The sequence below is a fragment of the Streptomyces sp. NPDC002926 genome (genome assembly GCF_053591755.1).
The window spans coordinates 125,312-143,775 of the sequence record NZ_JBSFUK010000013.1 but is presented as its reverse complement, the minus strand read 5'-3'; the positions used below and the strand labels follow the sequence as shown (position 1 = coordinate 143,775).

General features: G+C 71.4%; 22 protein-coding genes. 5 read left to right on the top strand and 17 right to left on the bottom strand.

Going from position 1 to position 18,464, the window contains the following annotated elements; genetic code table 11:
• Positions 1–94 precede the first annotated feature (94 nt).
• The 6 genes from trpC to hisI form a co-directional block, all read right to left on the bottom strand.
• Complete coding sequence (trpC, locus tag ACWDZ6_RS21125) at positions 95–904, bottom strand: indole-3-glycerol phosphate synthase TrpC (RefSeq protein ID WP_351454341.1); 810 nt, start codon at positions 902–904, stop codon at positions 95–97.
• A 114-nt stretch (positions 905–1,018) separates the two neighbouring features.
• Complete coding sequence (locus tag ACWDZ6_RS21120) at positions 1,019–1,456, bottom strand: DUF2752 domain-containing protein (protein WP_451504062.1); 438 nt, start codon at positions 1,454–1,456, stop codon at positions 1,019–1,021.
• A gap of 133 nt (positions 1,457–1,589) precedes the next feature.
• Positions 1,590–1,862, bottom strand: coding sequence for an HGxxPAAW family protein (locus tag ACWDZ6_RS21115; protein ID WP_389183929.1), 273 nt, complete (start codon positions 1,860–1,862; stop codon positions 1,590–1,592).
• 107 nt (positions 1,863–1,969) lie between these two features.
• On the bottom strand, positions 1,970–2,617 hold the full coding sequence (locus ACWDZ6_RS21110) for a TIGR02234 family membrane protein (RefSeq protein WP_451504061.1): 648 nt from the start codon (positions 2,615–2,617) through the stop codon (positions 1,970–1,972).
• 17 nt (positions 2,618–2,634) lie between these two features.
• Positions 2,635–4,152 (bottom strand): anthranilate synthase component I, encoded by a 1,518-nt coding sequence (locus tag ACWDZ6_RS21105; RefSeq protein ID WP_451504060.1) that lies wholly within the window; start codon positions 4,150–4,152, stop codon positions 2,635–2,637.
• An 11-nt stretch (positions 4,153–4,163) separates the two neighbouring features.
• Positions 4,164–4,529 carry a phosphoribosyl-AMP cyclohydrolase gene (gene hisI / locus ACWDZ6_RS21100; protein ID WP_366733746.1) on the bottom strand — a complete coding sequence of 122 codons (366 nt, stop codon included), beginning with the start codon at positions 4,527–4,529 and terminating at the stop codon, positions 4,164–4,166.
• 84 nt (positions 4,530–4,613) lie between these two features.
• On the opposite strand from hisI, the gene ACWDZ6_RS21095 reads away from it, so the two are divergent.
• Positions 4,614–5,246 carry a TIGR03085 family metal-binding protein gene (locus ACWDZ6_RS21095; RefSeq protein ID WP_366733747.1) on the top strand — a complete coding sequence of 211 codons (633 nt, stop codon included), beginning with the start codon at positions 4,614–4,616 and terminating at the stop codon, positions 5,244–5,246.
• 430 nt (positions 5,247–5,676) lie between these two features.
• Here the strand turns inward: ACWDZ6_RS21095 and hisF are convergent, their stop codons facing one another.
• From hisF to hisD, 8 genes are read right to left on the bottom strand one after another with little or no spacing between them, the layout of a single operon-like run.
• Positions 5,677–6,432, bottom strand: coding sequence for an imidazole glycerol phosphate synthase subunit HisF (gene hisF / locus ACWDZ6_RS21090; protein WP_326649306.1), 756 nt, complete (start codon positions 6,430–6,432; stop codon positions 5,677–5,679).
• Positions 6,429–6,845, bottom strand: a complete 417-nt coding sequence (locus tag ACWDZ6_RS21085; RefSeq protein ID WP_451504059.1) for a RidA family protein — start codon at positions 6,843–6,845, stop codon at positions 6,429–6,431. The genes hisF and ACWDZ6_RS21085 overlap by 4 nt, the downstream gene beginning before the upstream one ends.
• The gene (gene priA, locus ACWDZ6_RS21080; protein WP_351454366.1) at positions 6,842–7,567 is read right to left on the bottom strand and encodes a bifunctional 1-(5-phosphoribosyl)-5-((5-phosphoribosylamino)methylideneamino)imidazole-4-carboxamide isomerase/phosphoribosylanthranilate isomerase PriA; all 726 of its coding nucleotides are present in this window, start codon (positions 7,565–7,567) and stop codon (positions 6,842–6,844) included. Before priA ends, ACWDZ6_RS21085 begins: the two co-directional genes overlap by 4 nt.
• Entirely contained in the window at positions 7,567–8,208 is a 642-nt protein-coding gene (hisH, locus tag ACWDZ6_RS21075) for an imidazole glycerol phosphate synthase subunit HisH (protein ID WP_451504058.1), read from the bottom strand. The genes priA and hisH overlap by 1 nt, the downstream gene beginning before the upstream one ends.
• On the bottom strand, positions 8,205–8,372 hold the full coding sequence (locus tag ACWDZ6_RS21070) for a hypothetical protein (RefSeq protein ID WP_366733751.1): 168 nt from the start codon (positions 8,370–8,372) through the stop codon (positions 8,205–8,207). The genes hisH and ACWDZ6_RS21070 overlap by 4 nt, the downstream gene beginning before the upstream one ends.
• Before the next feature lie 4 nt (positions 8,373–8,376).
• Positions 8,377–8,970, bottom strand: coding sequence for an imidazoleglycerol-phosphate dehydratase HisB (hisB, locus tag ACWDZ6_RS21065; protein WP_326649311.1), 594 nt, complete (start codon positions 8,968–8,970; stop codon positions 8,377–8,379).
• On the bottom strand, positions 8,967–10,112 hold the full coding sequence (locus ACWDZ6_RS21060; RefSeq protein ID WP_406732379.1) for a histidinol-phosphate transaminase: 1,146 nt from the start codon (positions 10,110–10,112) through the stop codon (positions 8,967–8,969). The genes hisB and ACWDZ6_RS21060 overlap by 4 nt, the downstream gene beginning before the upstream one ends.
• Positions 10,109–11,485, bottom strand: coding sequence for a histidinol dehydrogenase (hisD, locus tag ACWDZ6_RS21055; RefSeq protein ID WP_451504057.1), 1,377 nt, complete (start codon positions 11,483–11,485; stop codon positions 10,109–10,111). The genes ACWDZ6_RS21060 and hisD overlap by 4 nt, the downstream gene beginning before the upstream one ends.
• A gap of 149 nt (positions 11,486–11,634) precedes the next feature.
• On the opposite strand from hisD, the gene ACWDZ6_RS21050 reads away from it, so the two are divergent.
• From ACWDZ6_RS21050 to ybaK, 4 genes are all read left to right on the top strand, one after another.
• Positions 11,635–13,236 (top strand): oxidoreductase, encoded by a 1,602-nt coding sequence (locus ACWDZ6_RS21050; RefSeq protein WP_366733755.1) that lies wholly within the window; start codon positions 11,635–11,637, stop codon positions 13,234–13,236.
• Between the two features lie 117 nt (positions 13,237–13,353).
• Positions 13,354–14,376 carry a hypothetical protein gene (locus ACWDZ6_RS21045; RefSeq protein WP_451504056.1) on the top strand — a complete coding sequence of 341 codons (1,023 nt, stop codon included), beginning with the start codon at positions 13,354–13,356 and terminating at the stop codon, positions 14,374–14,376.
• 11 nt (positions 14,377–14,387) lie between these two features.
• Positions 14,388–15,128 (top strand): LON peptidase substrate-binding domain-containing protein, encoded by a 741-nt coding sequence (locus ACWDZ6_RS21040; protein ID WP_389183896.1) that lies wholly within the window; start codon positions 14,388–14,390, stop codon positions 15,126–15,128.
• A gap of 15 nt (positions 15,129–15,143) precedes the next feature.
• Positions 15,144–15,647: a Cys-tRNA(Pro) deacylase gene (gene ybaK / locus ACWDZ6_RS21035; protein ID WP_389183893.1), complete on the top strand. Its 504-nt coding sequence runs from the start codon at positions 15,144–15,146 to the stop codon at positions 15,645–15,647.
• A gap of 261 nt (positions 15,648–15,908) precedes the next feature.
• Here the strand turns inward: ybaK and ACWDZ6_RS21030 are convergent, their stop codons facing one another.
• The 3 genes from ACWDZ6_RS21030 to ACWDZ6_RS21020 are packed head-to-tail and all read right to left on the bottom strand — an operon-like array spanning position 15,909 to position 18,437.
• Positions 15,909–16,589 (bottom strand): ABC transporter permease, encoded by a 681-nt coding sequence (locus tag ACWDZ6_RS21030; protein ID WP_451504055.1) that lies wholly within the window; start codon positions 16,587–16,589, stop codon positions 15,909–15,911.
• Positions 16,590–16,623: 34 nt separating this feature from the next.
• Entirely contained in the window at positions 16,624–17,466 is an 843-nt protein-coding gene (locus ACWDZ6_RS21025; protein WP_451504054.1) for an ABC transporter permease, read from the bottom strand.
• A complete protein-coding gene (locus tag ACWDZ6_RS21020; RefSeq protein ID WP_451504064.1) occupies positions 17,463–18,437 on the bottom strand; it encodes an ABC transporter ATP-binding protein in 975 nt (324 codons plus the stop codon). Before ACWDZ6_RS21020 ends, ACWDZ6_RS21025 begins: the two co-directional genes overlap by 4 nt.
• Positions 18,438–18,464 lie beyond the last annotated feature (27 nt).

The window sequence follows — 18,464 nt, the reverse complement described above, 5'->3', positions numbered from 1 at the left end:
GACGGCGGACGCGGCCGTGTGCGGATCCGCCGTCGCCGGACGCGATGGCGTCCGGTACGGCGTGGCGGCGGCGCGGGCGGCGGTCATCGGTCGGTCAGCTCCGGCCGTGCCGCAGGGCCGGGTGAGCACCCGCGGCGACCAGGTCGGCGACGGCCGACTTCGGGTCGCGGCCGGTGACCAGGGACTCGCCTACGAGCACGGCATCGGCACCGACGTTGGCGTAGGCGATCAGGTCGTGCGGACCGCGCACACCGGACTCGGCGATCTTGACGATATGCGCCGGGATCTCGGGGGCGACCCGCTCGAAAACGGTGCGGTCGACCTTGAGCGTCTTCAGATCGCGGGCATTGACACCGATGATCTTCGCGCCGGCCTCGACCGCCCGCTCGACCTCGTCCTCGTCGTGCACCTCGACGAGCGGGGTGAGCCCGATCGACTCGGCGCGCTCGATCAGCGAGACCAGGGCCTCCTGCTCGAGGGCGGCCACGATCAGCAGCACGAGGTCGGCGCCGTAGGCCCTGGCCTCCCACAGCTGGTACGCGGTGACGATGAAGTCCTTGCGCAGCACGGGGATGTCGACCTTCGCGCGGACCGCTTCGAGGTCGGCGAGCGATCCTCCGAAGCGGCGCTGCTCGGTCAGTACGGAGATGACGGCGGCGCCACCCGCCTCGTAGTCGGCGGCGAGCGCGGCCGGGTCGGCGATCGCGGCGAGCGCGCCCTTCGACGGGCTGGAGCGCTTGACCTCGCAGATCACCTTGACGCCCTCGCCACGCAGCGCGGCGACGCCGTCCTTGGCCGCAGGAGCCTTGGCGGCACGTTCCTTGAGCTCGTCGAGGCTGACACGCGCCTGCCGCTCTGCGAGGTCGGCGCGTACGCCTTCAATGATCTCGTCGAGCACACTCACGCGAGCGGCCCCCTTCCGGGACGTGGAGATGGATCAGGATCAGCCATGTCGATGGTATCCGCAGGATGGCCTCGAGCTCGCATCCGGTTGGCGGCCGTCCCACTACCTGGGACTTTACGGAGCCAGCGCAGAGCCGAACGGCAGGTTCCGGACCACGCTGAAGATCAGCAGGACGCCGCCGAGCGACCACCACCAGGCGGGCCCGGGGGTGATCCGCAGGGGCACTCCCCGTACGGCGCGAATCAGCCACATCACCCACACCGCGGCAAAGATTCCATAGCCCACGACTGCCACCGCGTTGGACCCGATGGCGGCGCCCAGATCGCCGTGGATGAATGCGTGGGCGCTGCGCAGCCCGCCGCAGCCGGGGCAGTAGATCCCGGTGACGCGGAACAGCGGGCAGACCGGGTAGTGGCCCGGTTCATTGGGATCGACCGCGCCGACGTACGCGAAGGCCGCCGCGACGACCGCGAGGGTGGCCAGCGGAGTGGCCAGGCGCCGCGCGAGCGGGGCCGGGCCGGGCTCGCCGGCCCGTGTGGCGGAAGAAGGCATGACGTCCACCCCGTGATTCTCTCCGTTCGTACGGAAAGGCGCAGCTCATACGGAAAGGCGCAGCCCGTTCGCTCGGACTGCGCCTCGTCGGGCCGGACCCGAGGGCTGCGCCTCGTGGGGCCGGACCGCGGCGTCAGGCGGTGGTCTGAGCCGCTGCGGGCTGCGCCGTCGCCTGAGCGGCGTGGTGCCTGGCCCGCACCGAGGCCTCGGACTCCTTCGGCATGCCGAGACCGGCGGCCTTCATGGCCGCGCCGACCACACCGCCGAGCGCGATGACGCCGATACCGGCCCAGAAGCCGAGGGGGTTGGCCGCCACCATGAAGAGGCCTGCGACGCAGAAGCCGATGAACGAGATGGTGACACCGGTCCAGGCGGCCGGGGTGTGTCCGTGGCTGGTGCCCGACATGAATGTGCTCCTCGTCGACGTACTTGGCTGAGCTGTTGTCCGGTGGTGAGCGCGAAGCTCACCTCTCATTGTCCCGTATGCCGTGGCGCGGCATGACGTGGGGTGCGTCACGCCTCGCGTGTCGGGTCCTCACCGCGGTCCAGAGCCTTCCACAGGTCCTCGGGCCGGTCCGGGTCCACCACCGCGGCCTTGCGGGGCCGGGGGGTCCCGTCGCGCTCGTAGCGGCCCGACATGGCGGGCCACTGCCTGCCGTAACGCAGCGCGAGCAGCCCGGCGAGCAGGATCAGCAGACCGCCGACCGCGGTCGCGTAGGGCCAGGCGGTGTGGGTGAGCGCGTCCACCGTGGCCGCCGTGTCCCCGGTTGTCCGCGCGGCCTTCTCGTCGAGTGCCGCGCTGTCGGAGGCACCGAGGAAGGCGGCGAGGGCCGCGCCCGCACCGCTCAGGGCAAGCAGGGCGGAGACGAGCAGCCGGCCGGCGCTGCGTACCGCGAAGACGGCGACGAGAGCGGCCAGGCCGACGATGGCGAGCGCCGTGGGAACACCGGTGACATCGCTGCCCTCGGCGTCGAGCGGCAGGCTGCCGCCGCCGACGGCGGCCTTGCCCTCGGCCCAGATCTGACCGGCAGCGAGAAGCACGACGACGGCGCCGACGGCGCCGAGAAACAGGGCGGCGGCGAGGCTGCGGCGGCTGCTCGTGGCGGCGGAGGCGGCTTCGGCGCGGGGCTGGGGTACGGGTACAGCACTCACGCACCCCACTATCCCTTACCGTCCCGTCAGCTGTTGAGGCGGTTCGCGGTATGGACGGCGCGCAGCACCGCGGCCGCCTTGTTACGGCATTCGGTGTCCTCGGCGACCGGGTCCGAGTCGGCCACCACACCCGCTCCCGCCTGCACGAATGCCGTGCCGTCGCGGAGCAGTGCGGTGCGGATGGCGATCGCGGTGTCGGAGTCACCGGCGAAATCGAGATAGCCGACGCAGCCGCCGTACAGTCCGCGCCGCGATGGCTCCAGCTCGTCGATGATCTGCATCGCGCGGGGCTTGGGGGCGCCGGAGAGCGTGCCGGCCGGGAAGCAGGCGGTCAGTACGTCGAAGGCGGTCCGGCCCGCGGCGACCCGGCCGGTCACGGTCGAGACGATGTGCATGACGTGGGAGTACCGCTCGACCGACATGAAGTCGACGACCTCGACGCTGCCGGGCTCGCAGACCCGGCCCAGGTCGTTGCGGCCGAGGTCGACGAGCATCAGATGCTCGGCGCGCTCCTTGGGGTCGGCCATCAGCTCGTCGGCGAGGGCCTGGTCCTCCTGCGGCGTCGCGCCGCGCGGCCTGGTGCCGGCGATCGGGTGCACCATGGCGCGCCCGTCCTCGACCTTGACCAGGGCCTCCGGGCTCGAGCCGACGACATCGAAGCCGTGGAAGCGGAAGAGGTACATGTACGGCGACGGGTTGGTGGCCCTGAGCACCCGGTAGACGTCCAGCGCGCTGGCGTGGCAGGGCGTTTCGAACCGCTGCGACGGTACGACCTGGAAGGCCTCGCCCGCCCTGATCCGTTCCTTGATGTCCTCGACGGCGTCCTGGTAGTCCTTGCCGCCCCAGAGCGCGGAGAACTCCGGCAGCTCGGAGGGCGGCAGCGCGGCGGGCGAGGAGGCCAGCGGCCGCGATAGGTCCGCCTCCATGGCGTCGAGACGGGCGACTGCGTCCGCGTACGCCTCGTCGACGCCGGTGTCGAGGTCGTTGTGGTTGATGGCGTTGGCGATCAGCTGGACGGTGCCGTCCCAGTGGTCGAGCACCGCGAGATCCGAGGTGAGCAGCATGGTCAGCTCGGGAAGCTGCAGGTCGTCGCGCTCGCCGGGCCCGATCTTCTCGAGCCTGCGCACGATGTCGTAGCCGAGATAGCCGACCATGCCGCCGGTGAAGGGCGGCATCCCGGAGGCGAGGTCGTCCGCGGCGGTACCTCCCGCACCGCCAGGCGCAGCGGGAGTGTGCAGCGCCTCGACGGTGGTTCGCAGGGCCTGGAGCGGGTCGCCTTCGACCGGTACGCCGACCGGCGGGGTGCCGAGCCAGTGAGCCTGGCCCTCGCGCTCGGTGAGCGTGGCGGCGCTGCGTACGCCGATGAAGGAGTAACGGGACCAGGAGCGCCCGTTCTCGGCGGACTCCAGCAGGAAGGTGCCTTCACGCTCGGCGGCGAGCTTGCGGTAGAGCCCGACCGGGGTGTCGCCGTCCGCGAGCAGCTTGCGGCTGACGGGAATGACACGGCGGTCGGCGGCGAGCTTGCGGAAGGTGTCGAGATCCATGGCGCCCGACCCTACTGGCCCAGAGGAAGGACGTCGGCGTCGAAGCAGGTGCGGTCCCCGGTGTGACAGGCGGCCCCCACCTGGTCGACCCTGACGAGGACGGCGTCGGCGTCGCAGTCCAGGGCGACGGACTTGACGTGCTGGACATGGCCGGAGGTGTCGCCCTTGACCCAGTACTCCTGGCGGCTGCGGGACCAGTAGGTGCAGCGGCCGGTGGTCAGGGTGCGGTGCAGGGCCTCGTCGTCCATCCAGCCGAGCATCAGCACCTCACCCGTGTCGTACTGCTGGGCGATGGCCGGAACCAGGCCGTCGGCGCTGCGCTTGAGCCGGGCGGCGACGGCGGGATCGAGGGAACCTGTGGGGACACTGCTGGTCATACGGCCATTGTGCCGTGCCCGCCGGGGTCGCCGGACAGTGCGTCCACTGGGCGGACCCCGCGCCGCAGTCGTATCCTGGCGGTCATGTCGACCCATGCGAAGCGTGAACGACTTCTGCTCGCCGAGATGTTGGAATCGGCGGGCCCCGAAGCCCCGACCCTGTGCGACGGCTGGAACACCCGGGAGCTCGCCGCCCATGTGGTGGTCCGGGAGCGGCGGGTGGACGCGGCGGCCGGGATCGTGCTGAGCCCGCTCAAGAGCCGCCTCGACCGGGTGCAGGCCGAGTTCGCCGCGAAGCCCTACTCGGAGCTGATCCAGCTGATCCGTACGGGACCGCCGCGGATGTCCCCGTACGCGATCAAGCAGATCGACGAGGCCGCGAACACCGTCGAGTTCTTCGTCCACACCGAGGATGTACGGCGGGCACAGCCGGACTGGAAGCCGCGCGAGCTGGACCGGATCTTCGAGAACGCCCTGTGGTCACGGCTGGAGAAGGCGTCCCGGCTGCTGGGCCGCAGGTCCCCGGTCGGGCTGGTGCTGCGCCGTTCGAACGGGCAGACGGCGGTCGGGCACCGCGGCACCCCGGTGGTGACGGTGACCGGGGAACCGAGCGAGCTGACGATCTTCATGTTCGGGCGGCAGGGAACGGCGCAGGTGGACCTCGAGGGCGACAAGGACGCGATCGCGCGGCTGCACGAGGCCAAGCTCGGGATGTAGCCCGGCGGGGTATGAGCGTGCCGGACCGGTGGCGGCTCTGCGCGGTTCGGCTCGGGCGGCTCGGCGCGGCAACTCCGCACGGCGCTCCCTGGGAGCACAGTCCGTAGACCGCTCCGAGGGCGCAGACGGCGGCGCTGAAGCCGAAAACCGGCGCGGTGCCCCACAGGCCGACGGCCGCGCCGCTCACCGGGAAGGTGAGCGGTGCGACACCGAGGCTGAAGAAGGTCGCGACCGAGGTGACCCGGCCGAGGCAGGCCGGACCGGTCCGGGTCTGCACAAGGGCGCTGCACAGCGCGCCGCTCAGCCCCGCGAGCAGTCCGATCACCACGGCGACACCGACCGCGGCGGCGATGTGCGCCACCGCGGCGAGGGCCGCGATCGCCCCGGCGCCGACGATCAGCGCGAGTTGCAGGTCAGTTGTCCACGGCTGTCAGCGGACGGGGTGCCCCGCCTCGCGGAGGGTGTCCTTGACCTGGGAGATCCGCAGATCGCCGAAGTGGAAGACCGAGGCCGCCAGGACCGCGTCCGCGCCCGCCGTGATGGCCGGCGGGAAGTCGGAGAGCTTGCCGGCGCCGCCGGAGGCGATGACCGGGACGGAGACGTGCTTCCGTACCGCGGCGATCATCTCGGTGTCGTAGCCGTCCTTCGTGCCGTCCGCGTCCATCGAGTTGAGCAGGATCTCACCCGCGCCCAACTCGGCGGCCCGGTGGGCCCATTCGACGGCGTCGATACCGGTGCCCTTGCGGCCGCCGTGCGTGGTGACCTCGAAGGAGCCTTCCGGAGTACGGCGGGCGTCGACCGACAGGACCAGTACCTGGCGTCCGAAGCGCTCGGCGATCTCGCGGATCAGCTCGGGGCGGGCGATCGCCGCGGTGTTGACGCCCACCTTGTCGGCGCCGGCCCGCAGCAGCTTGTCGACGTCGTCGGCGCTGCGCACGCCGCCGCCCACGGTCAGCGGGATGAAGACCTGCTCGGCGGTGCGGCGCACCACGTCGTAGGTCGTCTCACGGTTGCCGGAGGAAGCCGTGATGTCGAGAAAGGTCAGCTCGTCGGCGCCTTCGGCGTCGTACAGCTTGGCCATCTCCACGGGGTCGCCCGCGTCGCGCAGATTCTGGAAGTTGACGCCCTTGACGACCCGGCCGTTGTCCACGTCCAGGCAGGGGATCACTCGGATCGCGAGAGTCATCCGGCACCTCCTCGGTACGCCTCGACCTCGACCTCGACGACCAGGCTCGGATCGACGAAGCCGGAGACGATGAGCATCGACGCGGCCGGACGGACCGTGTCGAAGAGCTCCTTGTGGGCGCGGCCGACCTCGTCCACGTCCCGGGCGTGGGTGAGGTACATCCGCGTACGCACCACGTCCTCCCGGCCCAGGCCGAGTTCCTTCAAGGCGTCGAAGGCGACGGCGAAGGCGCAGAGCGTCTGGTCGTAGGGGCTGCCCGCGGCGATCTGGCCGCCGACGACCGAGGTGCAGCCGGAGACCAGGACCAGGCCGTTCGGCAGCTCGACCGCGCGGGAGTAGCCGAAGGCTTCCTCCCACGGTCCGTCGGAGCCGATGCGCCGTACGGCGGGGGAATCGGCGAAGGGATCGGTCATTCCGCCACCGCCGCGAGCGCCTCTTCGAGGGTGAACGCCTCGGCGTACAGCGCCTTGCCGACGATCGCACCCTCGACGCCCTCGGGGACGAGCGAGGAGATCGCCCGCAGATCGTCGAGTGAGGAGACGCCGCCGGAGGCGACAACGGGCTTGTCGGTCGCCGCGCAGACATTGCGCAGCAGCTCGAGGTTGGGGCCCTGGAGGGTGCCGTCCTTGGCGATGTCGGTGACGACGTAGCGGGCACAGCCCTCGGAGTCGAGGCGTGCCAGCGTCTCGTACAGATCGCCGCCGTCGCGGGTCCAGCCGCGGCCGCGCAGCGTCGTACCGCGTACGTCGAGGCCGACCGCGATCTTGTCGCCGTGCTCGGCGATGACCTTGGCCACCCACTCGGGGGTCTCCAGCGCGGCGGTGCCCAGGTTGACCCGGGTGCAGCCGGTGGCCAGCGCGGCCTCGAGCGTGGCGTCGTCGCGGATGCCGCCCGACAGCTCCACCTTGATGTCCATGGCGCCGGCGACCTCGGCGATCAGCGCGCGGTTGTCGCCGGTGCCGAAGGCCGCGTCGAGGTCGACGAGATGCAGCCACTCGGCGCCCGATCGCTGCCAGGTCAGGGCGGCTTCGAGCGGAGAGCCGTACGAGGTCTCCGAACCGGACTCGCCATGGACGAGGCGGACGGCCTGGCCGTCGCGGACGTCGACTGCGGGGAGGAGTTCAAGCTTCGGCATTACAGCGTCTCAATCCAGTTGGTCAGCAGCTGGGCGCCGGCGTCGCCGGACTTCTCGGGGTGGAACTGGGTCGCCCACAGCGCGCCGTTCTCCACTGCGGCGACAAAGCGCTCGCCGTGCGTGGCCCAGGTGACCTGGGGCGCGCGGATGGCGGGGTTGGTGACCTCCAGGTCCCATGCGTGCACGGCGTAGGAGTGCACGAAGTAGAACCGGGCGTCGGCGTCGACTCCGGCGAAGAGCCGGCTGTCGTCGGCCGCCTCGACGGTGTTCCATCCCATGTGGGGCACGATCGGGGCCGTCAGCGGGCCGACCGTGCCGGGCCACTCGTCGAGCCCCGCGGTCTCGACGCCGTGCTCGATGCCGCGTGCGAAGAGGATCTGCATGCCGACGCAGATGCCCATGACGGGCCGGCCGCCGGAGAGCCTGCGGTCGATGATCCACTCGCCACGGGCCTTCCTGAGGCCGTCCATGCAGGCGGCGAAGGCTCCGACGCCGGGGACGAGGAGCCCGTCGGCGTTCATGGCCTTGTCGTAGTCACGGGTGATCTCGACGTCCGCGCCGACCCGGGCGAGGGCGCGCTCGGCCGAGCGGACGTTGCCGAATCCGTAGTCGAGGACGACGACCTTCCTGGGCACGGTCATTCCCAGACCCCCTGAACCCGCAGGACACCGGCGACCAGGCACATCGCGGATGCGATACCGAGGAGCACGATGAGGCCCATGGGCATCTTCTGCTTGGAGAAGGAGTACACACCGCCGGCGAGGAAGAGACCGACGACGATGAGGATGGTGGAGAGGCCGGTCATGAGCTTAGAGGGCGCCCTTCGTGGAGGGGAGGATGCCGGCGGCGCGCGGGTCGCGCTCGGCGGCGTAACGCAGGGCGCGGGCCAGCGCCTTGAACTGGCACTCCACGATGTGGTGCGCGTTGCGGCCGTACGGGACGTGGACGTGCAGCGCGATCTGGGCCTGCGCGACGAAGGACTCCAGGATGTGCCGGGTCATCGTCGTGTCGTACGAGCCGATCATCGGCGCCATGTTCTCGGGCTCGGTGTGCACGAGGTACGGACGTCCCGAGAGGTCCACGGTGACCTGGGCGAGGGACTCGTCCAGCGGCACGGTGCAGTTGCCGAAGCGGTAGATGCCGACCTTGTCGCCGAGCGCCTGCTTGAAGGCGGCGCCGAGCGCGAGGGCCGTGTCCTCGATGGTGTGGTGCGAGTCGATGTGCAGATCGCCCTCGGTCTTCACGGTGAGGTCGAACAGGCCGTGGCGGCCGAGCTGGTCGAGCATGTGGTCGTAGAAGCCGACCCCGGTCGACACATCGACCTTTCCGTGGCCGTCGAGGTCGATCTCGACGACGACGGAGGTCTCCTTGGTGGTGCGTTCGGCCCGTCCTACGCGGCTCATGCGCTCTGCTCCTTCTCGCTGCGTTCCTTCATGAGGGCGCGAACCGCCTCGAGGAACGCGTCGTTCTCTGCCGGGGTTCCCGCGGTGACCCGCAGCCACCCCGGTACGCCGTTGTCACGGACCAGCACGCCCCGGTCGAGGATCTGCTGCCAGACCTCGTGGGCGGCCCCTTCGCCGTCGAAGCGTCCGAACTGCACAAAGTTGGCGTCGGACTCGGTGACCTCGTAGCCGATCGCCCGCAGCTCGCCGACCAGGCGGTCCCGCTCGGTCTTCAGCTGCTCCACGTACCCGAGCAGCGTATCGGTGTGCTCCAGCGCGGCGAGCGCGGTGGCCTGTGTGACGGCGGACAGGTGGTACGGCAGGCGCACCAGCTGGACGGCATCGACCACCGCCGGGTGCGCGGCCAGATAGCCCAGGCGCAGACCGGCCGCGCCGAAGGCCTTGGACATGGTGCGTGAGACCACCAGGTTCGGCCGGCCCTCGATCAGCGGCAGCAGCGAGGGGCGGTGACTGAATTCGACGTACGCCTCGTCGACCACGACTATCGCCCCGGCAGTGCCGGCCCTGGCCGACTGCGCCGCCTCGTACAGGGCGAGGACGGTGTCGGCCTCGACCGCGGTCCCCGTGGGATTGTTCGGCGAGGTGATGAAGACGACGTCGGGCCGGTGCTCGGCGATGGCGGCCCCGGCGGCCGCCACGTCGATGGTGAAGTCCTCGCCGCGCGGCCCGGAGATCCAGCCGGTGCCGGTGCCGCGCGAGATCAGGCCGTGCATGGAGTACGACGGCTCGAAGCCGATGGCGGTACGGCCCGGTCCGGCGAAGGTCTGCAGCAGCTGCTGGATGACCTCGTTGGAGCCGTTGGCAGCCCAGACGTTGTCGAGGGCGACCTCGTACCCGGCCGTGCGAGTGAGATAGCGGGCCAGCTCGGTGCGGAGCTCGACCGCGTCACGGTCGGGGTAGCGGTTGAGCTCACGGGCCGCCTCGCGGACGCGTTCGGCGATGCGCTCGACCAGCGGCTCGGGCAGCGGGTAGGGATTCTCGTTGGTGTTCAGACGTACGGGGACGTCGAGTTGGGGCGCGCCGTAGGGGGACTTGCCGCGCAGCTCGTCCCTGATGGGGAGGTCGTCGATGCCGAAGGTCACTTGCCGGGCGCCTTCCACTCGCTGCGCCGGTCCAGTTCGCCTTCGGCGCTGCGCCGGTCCAGTTCGCCTTCGGCGAAACGCGCCTTCAGGGCCGCACCGTGCGCGGGCAGGTCCTCTGCCTCGGCGAGCGTCACCACGTGGTGCGTCACCTCGGCCAGGGCGTCTCGCGTGTAGTCCACGATGTGGATGCCGCGCAGGAAGGACTGCACGGAAAGGCCCGACGAGTGGCAGGCGCAGCCGCCGGTCGGCAGGACGTGGTTGGAGCCCGCGCAGTAGTCGCCGAGCGAGACCGGCGCCCACGGGCCGACGAAGATCGCGCCGGCATTGCGGACCCGGGCGGCGACCGCGGAGGCGTCGGCGGTCTGGATCTCCAGGTGCTCGGCACCGTACGCGTTGACGACCCGCAGGCCCTCCTCGACACCGTCGACCAGGACGATCGCGGACTGCTTGCCGCTCAGCGCCGGGACGATCCGGTCCTCGATGTGCTTGGTGGCCGCGACCTGCGTCACGAGCTCCTTCTCGACCGTGTCCGCCAGCTCCGTGGAGTCGGTGACCAGCACCGCGGCGGCCATCGGGTCGTGCTCGGCCTGGCTGATCAGGTCGGCGGCGACGTGCGCCGGGTCGGCGGTCGAGTCGGCGAGGATCGCGATCTCCGTCGGTCCCGCCTCGGTGTCGATGCCGATCCGTCCGGTGAAGTAGCGCTTGGCAGCGGCGACCCAGATATTGCCCGGCCCTGTGACCATATTGGCGGGAGGGCAGTCCTCGGTGCCGTACGCGAACATCGCGACGGCCTGTGCGCCACCCGCGGCGTACACCTCGTCGACGCCGAGCAGCGCGCACGCGGCGAGGATGGTCGGGTGCGGAAGGCCGCCGAACTCCTTCTGCGGCGGGGATGCCAGCGCGATGGATTCGACACCCGCCTCCTGGGCCGGCACCACGTTCATGATCACGGAGGAGGGGTAGACGGAGCGGCCGCCCGGTGCGTACAGCCCGACGCGCTCGACCGGCACCCACTTCTCCGTGACGCGGCCGCCGGGGACGACCTGTGTGGTGTGCTCGCTGCGGCGCTGTGCGCGGTGGACGATCCTGGCGCGCCGGATCGATTCCTCCAGAGCCGCCCTGACCTTGGGGTCGAGCTGCTCCAGGGCATCGGTGAGGGACTTCGCGTCCACCCTCACCCGCTCCAGCTTCACCCCGTCGAACTTCTCCGCGTAGTCGATCAGCGCCGCCGTGCCGCGATGATGCACGGCCTCGCAGATGGGCCGCACCTTCTCCAGGGCGGCTTCCACGTCGAACTCGGCACGGGGCAGCAGGTCGCGCAGAGCGGCACCCTCGGGGAGGGCGTCGCCACGCAGATCGATTCGTGAGATCACGGAACCAATTCTCTCAGACCGCAATCCGCCGCCGGTCGCCCGTATCACTGGCTGATACATGTCCCAGTACATGTTCATGACCACTAGCGTTCAGTCCGTCACTCAGCGGGAAGAACAGCTGTACGAGCCAAGGAAGCGGAGGAGCGGCAGTGACCGAGCCGCTGGACGACGGGCCTCCGGACGGGCTGCGCCCGACCGAGCTGCAGATGTGGAACGCCTTCCGGAACGGGAGTACGTGCGACCTGAGCGACACCAATCCCCTGCTGAACGATCCCTTCTCCCCACGCCCCTGGGGCCCCGAACGCAGTGTGCGCGCCGGCATCGTCGCCCGGCTGCTGCTCAGCGGCCCGGCCGCGCGGCCCGGCCGGGTCGCCGCGCTCAAGCTTCGCGGGGTCCAGATAACCGGGACGCTCAAGCTCGCGGGCGGCAGCGTTGCCCCGTACGTCGAGCTGAACGGCTGCCGCTTCGAGAGCGAAGTGCTCATGCCCGAGGCGCACTTCACCACGGTGCGCATGGTCGGCTGCGCGATCCCGCGGCTCGAGGCGGCCCGGCTGCGTACCGAGGGCGATCTGCATCTGCCGCGCTGCCGGGTGGAGCACGGCATCCGGCTCACCGACGCGCAGATCGGCACGGATCTGCTGATCAACCAGATAAATGTCAGGCCGGACCGGCGCGGCCGCGCGATCACCGCGGACGGGATGTCGGTCGCGCAGGATCTGCAGGCCGAACTGATTGAGACCTACGGCGAGTTCAGTCTGCGCGGCGCGAAGGTCGGGGTCTCGCTGAGCCTGCGCGGCAGTCGGCTGCGGGCGGCGGCGGAGCGGCGTGCGCTCAATGCCCCGCAGCTGAGTGTGGAGCGGACGCTCTATATGACGGGCGCGTGGGTGAGCGAGTCCACGGGCAATCAGGGCGCGACGCCCCCTTTCGGTATCGGCAATACGGCCACGCCGTCGCGCGGCACGCGGCTGCAGCCCTTCGAGTGCCACGGCGGGGTGCGGCTGGACGACGGGCGGTTCGGCGACGCGGTCGACTTACACCGCGCACGGTTCGTCCTGAGCCCGCGCGAGGAACTGTCGCTGCGCAGGATCGTCACTCCGGAGCTGCGGTTCAACGCGGAGCGCCCGGAGGAGGGGCGCGTCGTACTGAACGGCGCGAAGGTGGTGACGCTGATCGACATGGCGGCGAGTTGGCCGGGCCCCGGCGGTCTGGCGATGGGCGGCTTCGTGTACGAAAACCTTGTCCCGTACGAGGAGTTCCCGCTCGGTCGGCGCCTGGACTGGGTGGCGTCGGCGACCCCGGAGTACTCACCGGAGCCGTACGAACGGCTGGCGACCGTGCTGCGCAACAGCGGCGAGGACGCGGACGCGCGCGAGGTGCTGCTCGCCAAGCAGCGCCGCCGACGTGAGACGCTGCCGCTGGCCGCGAAGCTCTGGGGCTATCTCCAGGACTGGACGGTGGCCTACGGCTACCGCCCCGGCCGGGCAGCCCTGTGGATGGCTGTGCTCTGGGCGCTGGGCGCGGTCGCCTTCGCGCAGGTGGATCCGGCGCCGATCAAGGTCGACGAACATCCGCAGTGGAATGCCGCGCTGTACGCCCTGGATCTGCTGGTGCCGGTCATCGATCTCGGCCAGGACGGCTACTGGCGGCTGGACGGTGGCTGGCAGTGGGCCTCGGCCGCGCTGATCCTGCTCGGCTGGATCCTCGCGACGACGGTCGCGGCGGGGGCCTCCCGCCTACTCAGACGCGGCTGAACCACCTCCCGTACGGCCTCTTTCTTTACGCTCTCTTGGCTTTCGCCAGGACAACCATTCGGCCGCTACGAAAGCTTCACAGCTGTCCTCTGGCGCGCCTTGGACCTGCAGTTTTCAATGGTCCACACCATGTCATTGCTCCGCGCCCTGATCCGTACCGCGCGCATGATCCGTCATACGCCGCAGCTCGCCGACGGCCTGCCGCCGGACGCGGCAGTGCTGCTCGACGCCCCCGGCGAGCGGCTGGGCCCCGCGCTGGTCGCGGCCGCTTTCGGCGAGTACGAGCCGGCCGCCAAGCTGCTCGCCACCACGCGCGAGGGCGCCGAGTGGGAGAACCGCGACCGCTACGTCACGCGGCTCGCGACCTTCGCGCTGAACCGGGACGAGTGGCTGACAAGCTGGCTCGCCGCCGCGCCCCGCGACCCCGACGCGCTGGTCCTCAAGGCCGAACTCGCGGTCCGCAAGGCCTGGGAGTCACCCGCGCGCGGCGAGCGGCTGCGGGAGGTCGGGCCACTGATCGACGCGGCGGCGGACGGGGATGCGAACGACCCGGTACCGTGGCGCATCTCGCTGGACCACGCGCGCGGGACGCATGCGACGCACACGGCCTTCGAGTCGCTCTGGGAGCAGGCGGTGCGCCGCTCCTCGCACCACTACGGCTGCCATGTCGCGGCGCTGCAGTATCTGTCCGCCCAGTGGTACGGCTCACACCGCGAGTGCTTCGACTTCGCCGAGCAGGCGGCGGCGGACGCGCTGCCGGGCTCACTGGTGCAGGCGCTGCCGGTGCGCGCCGCGTTCGCGCAGCTGCTGACCGGGGAGACCACCTCCGTCCAGGACGACCGGATCGACGCGGCGGCGGATCTCGCGATCGCCCTCTCCGCTGACTACGCGACCGGGGATCCCTGGCCGGCCGAGGTGCGCAATCTGCTGACCTACGTTCTGGTGGGGCGCGGGCGGTGGGCGGAGGCGCTGGAGCAGTTCCGGCTGATCGGCCCGTACGCCACGTCCTTCCCCTGGAACTTGGTGACCGACGATCCGCTGGGCCGGTTCCTCGATGCGAGGGACGGAGTACGGATCCAGATCGCCTCATCCATGCCACTGCGTGGACAGGCCGGACGAAGCTGGTCCTTCGGCCATTAGGCTTGACCGTTGTGACCACCGCACGTCTGCCCCTCTTTCCGCTGAACTCGGTCCTGTTCCCGGGCCTCGTCCTGCCCTTGAACGTCTTCGAGGAGCGGTATCGCGCCATGATGCGCGAGCTGCTGAAGACGGACGAGTCCGAGCCCCGCCGTTTCGCCGTCGTCGCCATCCGCGACGGCGGCGAGGTCGCGCCGACGGCGCCCGGCATGCCGGACCCGACCGCGCTGCCCGAACGCGGCCCGGCGGCGGGCTTCGGCTCCGACCCGATCCAGGCCTTCCACCCCGTGGGCTGTGTCGCGGACGCGGCAACGATCCGCGAACGCGCGGACGGCAGCTTCGAGGTGCTCGCGACGGGGACGACGCGGGTCAAGCTTCTCTCGGTCGACGCGAGCGGCCCGTATCTGACGGCCGAGCTCGAGGAGATCCCGGAGGACTCGGGGGACGGCGCGGGCGCGCTCGCCGAGGGCGTGCTGCGGGCCTTCCGCAGCTACCAGAAGCGGCTGGCCGGCGCACGTGAGCGCTCACTGTCGACCGGGGCCGATCTGCCCGACGAACCGTCGGTGGTCTCGTATCTGGTCGCCGCGGCGGCCGTACTGGACACTCCCGCGAAACAGCGGCTGCTCCAGGCCCCGGACACGGCGACCCGTCTGCGGGAGGAGCTGACGCTCCTGCGCTCGGAGACCGCGGTGATCCGCCATCTTCCGTCGCTGCCCGCGGTCGACCTGACCCGGGCGCCGACGAGCCCCAACTGACGGGAGCAGCCTGCGGTGCCGAAAAAGACCAGGAAGTCCGGCGGCCCCGGGGGCACGCCCGCCACGGTGGCGCTGGCCGCCGCGGGCACGGAGTTCACCGTGCACGCGTACGACCACGATCCCGCGTCCGCCTCGTACGGCGAGGAGGCGGCCGAGGCCCTCGGCATCTCCCCCGACCGGGTCTTCAAGACCCTGGTCGCGGACGTCGACGGTGAACTGACCGTGGCGGTGGTCCCGGTGGCAGGCCTGCTGGACCTCAAGGCGCTGGCGGCGGCGGTCGGTGGCAAACGCGCGACGATGGCGGACCCGACGGCGGCGGAGCGTACGACGGGCTATGTCCGGGGCGGTATCTCGCCGTTGGGCCAGCGGAAGCGTCTGCGTACGGTTCTGGACGCGTCGGCTTCCGCCCATGCCACGATCTGCGTCTCGGCGGGCCGCCGCGGCCTGGAGGTCGAACTCTCCCCGGCGGACCTGCGGACGCTGACGTCGGCGGTACTGGCTCCGATCGGGCGCGCGTAGGGGCTCGACGGGGCGACTGTCCTCGGCTACGACCGTAGGAACGGTCCGACGGGAGAGGACGGCGCATGTCCAAACGCACCCGCAAACGGAAGTGGCGCATCCGCAAGCACCGGGCGAACCACGGCCGTCGCCCGGCCTGACAGCCCGGGCCGGGGGAGAGCATCCCCGCACCCGCCGCGCGAGGCCGCCGCGCCTTCAGGGGCCCAGGGGACCCCGGGCGTTGTCACCGAAGCGGACGGGCCCGGGGAGACTCCCCCGGCATCACGCCTTGCCGTCCCCCGGCGGCACCGGCCCCGGCGCCCCGTACTGCGGGGGCCACTCCGGTTCCGGGTCCCGCGGACCGAACAGGGCCGTCAGCGCCAGGTGGACCACCATCGCCGCCACCGGCCACGCCAGCAGCGCCCCCTTCGCCCTCAGCTCCAGGTACGCGTCGAAGGTAACCCCCTCGCCGACCGCCCTCGCATGCGCGACCACATCGTGCGTGGGGCCGAACCACACACCGATGCCCCACGCCAGCAGCGAGCCCAGCAGTCCGCCCACGGCCAGCGCCACCACCAGCGCGATGCCGCCGCGCCTGCGCAACCAGAAGACCGCCGCTGCGCTGACGGCGCCGAAAGCGAGTGCCAGCAGCACGAACGTACCGTCCGCGCCCACCGCCTCCTCGCCCTCCGTGTCCTTGAGGAAGACCGCCTTGCCGTTCGAGATCAGCGGCACCCGCGGCGCCAGCCAGAGCCACAGGAGTCCCAGTGCCACGCCCAGAACCGCGACGGCCACCAGCACCACGGCCGCGTCCCGCAGGTCGGTCTTCAGCTCGGGGTTCTCCTCCGCGTCCGTAGCGTCCTTCGGGTGCAAGGACGCGTGACCCGTCGGCGGCGACTGCCAGGGGCCATTGTCCGGCGACGGCTGATGAGGCTGGTGGGGCGGTGTCAGAGGTGCGGTCACACCGCCATCGTGCCAGGCGGGCCGGAAGGCCGCCTCACCGGACCGCCGCCCGCCGGTACGCCCAGGTCGCGACCGTCAGCGAGACGACACCGACAACCGCGCAGACCGCAAGATCGAGCCCGACGACCGCCCAGTCCGGATGGTCGTCGAAAGTCCTGGCGAGCGCCTCCACGCCGTATGTGGAGGGCAGCAGATCACGTGCGTACGAGATCGGTCCCGGCAGCCGGTCGGCCGGCAGCACGCCCAGCAGCAGCGCAGCGGACATCCCCAACTGGCCGAGCAGCGTGGCAAGTTCCTGGCGGGGCGCGAGCAGCCCGAGCGCCGCGCCCAGCCCGGCGAGAGCCGCACCGGCGAGCGGGATCACCGCGGCCAGCACCCATAGATGCGTCAGCGGCAGCTCGAACAGCACGCTGCCGACGACCGCCGTGACCACCGTGCCGGGCACGGTGAAGGAGGCGTACGCGCCGGCAGCGCCGAGCACCACCGCCGCCGGCGGCACCGGCAGCGTGGCGTAGTGGTCGAGGCCGCCGCTGGCCCGCAGCTGCCCGAAGTACTGGGCGAGCAGATTGAGCGCGACGAAGGCGACGACGAGCACGCTGGACCCCGCGACGACGGCCCGCGCCTCCGCGCCGCCGTCGACGACCCCGCGCATCAGGACCATGATCCCGATCGACTGGAAGGTCGCCACGAAGAGCAGCGGGATCCGGGCGACCCGCGCCCGGGACAGCTGCGCGCGGTACACGGCACCGAGTGCCGGCAGCAGCCGCGCCCGCGGCGCGAGCGGCGCGGGCGCGGCCCCGCTCTCCGCTCGGGTCTTTCCGGCCTGTCCGACCTGTCCGGTCTGTCCGGCCACCGCCTCCGCGGGCACGGTGCTCACGCCTTGACCAGCCCCTTCATCGCGTTCCCGCCGAGCGCCAGGTACACGTCCTCCAGGCTGGGCGTGGCCAGCGTGAAGTCGTCGAGCGCCGCGAACGCCGCGCCGCCCGTCACCGCCGCGACCGCCGCCCGCGCCTCGTCCGGCGCGAGCCTGAGCACCCAGCGGCGCCCGGACTCCTGCGCGGACCCGTACAGCGCGGCGACCTCGGGCACATCCAGCGGTGCCCGCTCGCGCCACACCAGCTCGACCCGTACCTCGCCCGCGACGTGTTCCTTCAGCCCGGTCGGGGTGTCGCAGGCGATGACACGGCCCCGTTCCAGTACGGCGACCCGGTCGAGGACGGTCTCGGCCTCGATGACGTTGTGGGTGACGAGCAGCACGGTCGCGCCGTGCTCCGCGCGCCGCCGGTCGACCGCGGCCCATACCGCTCGCCGGGCGACGGGGTCCATGCCGGTGGTCGGCTCGTCCAGTACCAGCACCGGCCGCTCTCCGACCAGCGTGGTCGCGAAGCAGGCCAGCCGTCGCTGCCCGCCGGACAGCTTCTTCAGGGGGCGCGCGGCGATCCCGGTCAGCCCGAGCTCCTCCAGTACGGCGTCGCGCTCGGCCCGTGCGCCCCGCACGGACAGTCCGCGCAGCCGTCCCGTCGTCTCGGCGGCGAGCGCGACGGTCAGCTCGTCGAGCGCGGTGGACTCCTGCCCGAGATAGCCGATGAGCCGGGAGGCCCGCTCCGGGTGGCGTACAAGATCGTGGCCGAGCACCTCGACGCTGCCCGCGTCCGGGCGCATCAGGCCGGTGAACTGTCGTACGAGGGTGGACTTGCCGGCGCCGTTGGGCCCGAGCAGGCCGAAGATCTCGCCGCGTCGGACATCGAGACAGATCCCATCGGTGGCACGCACCTCAGGAGTCCCCGGCGTCCCCCGCCTGCTGCGCACGGCGGGGTACGTCTTGACGAGATCCCGCACCACGCACACCGTACTCACGAGGTACGAGACTACGGG

What these genes read in the sequence shown, in the direction of transcription:
- ACWDZ6_RS21095 (WP_366733747.1), top strand. Translation starts at nt 4,614, where the DNA reads ATGTCGACCCATGCGAAGCGTGAACGACTTCTGCTCGCCGAGATGTTG.
- ACWDZ6_RS21105 (WP_451504060.1), bottom strand. Translation starts at nt 4,152, where the DNA reads ATGGATCTCGACACCTTCCGCAAGCTCGCCGCCGACCGCCGTGTCATT.
- ACWDZ6_RS21120 (WP_451504062.1), bottom strand. Translation starts at nt 1,456, where the DNA reads ATGCCTTCTTCCGCCACACGGGCCGGCGAGCCCGGCCCGGCCCCGCTC.
- ACWDZ6_RS21085 (WP_451504059.1), bottom strand. Translation starts at nt 6,845, where the DNA reads ATGACCGATCCCTTCGCCGATTCCCCCGCCGTACGGCGCATCGGCTCC.
- ACWDZ6_RS21115 (WP_389183929.1), bottom strand. Translation starts at nt 1,862, where the DNA reads ATGTCGGGCACCAGCCACGGACACACCCCGGCCGCCTGGACCGGTGTC.
- hisI (WP_366733746.1), bottom strand. Translation starts at nt 4,529, where the DNA reads ATGACCAGCAGTGTCCCCACAGGTTCCCTCGATCCCGCCGTCGCCGCC.
- hisH (WP_451504058.1), bottom strand. Translation starts at nt 8,208, where the DNA reads ATGACCGTGCCCAGGAAGGTCGTCGTCCTCGACTACGGATTCGGCAAC.
- ACWDZ6_RS21045 (WP_451504056.1), top strand. Translation starts at nt 13,354, where the DNA reads ATGGTCCACACCATGTCATTGCTCCGCGCCCTGATCCGTACCGCGCGC.
- hisB (WP_326649311.1), bottom strand. Translation starts at nt 8,970, where the DNA reads ATGAGCCGCGTAGGACGGGCCGAACGCACCACCAAGGAGACCTCCGTC.
- ACWDZ6_RS21070 (WP_366733751.1), bottom strand. Translation starts at nt 8,372, where the DNA reads ATGACCGGCCTCTCCACCATCCTCATCGTCGTCGGTCTCTTCCTCGCC.
- hisF (WP_326649306.1), bottom strand. Translation starts at nt 6,432, where the DNA reads ATGACTCTCGCGATCCGAGTGATCCCCTGCCTGGACGTGGACAACGGC.
- priA (WP_351454366.1), bottom strand. Translation starts at nt 7,567, where the DNA reads ATGCCGAAGCTTGAACTCCTCCCCGCAGTCGACGTCCGCGACGGCCAG.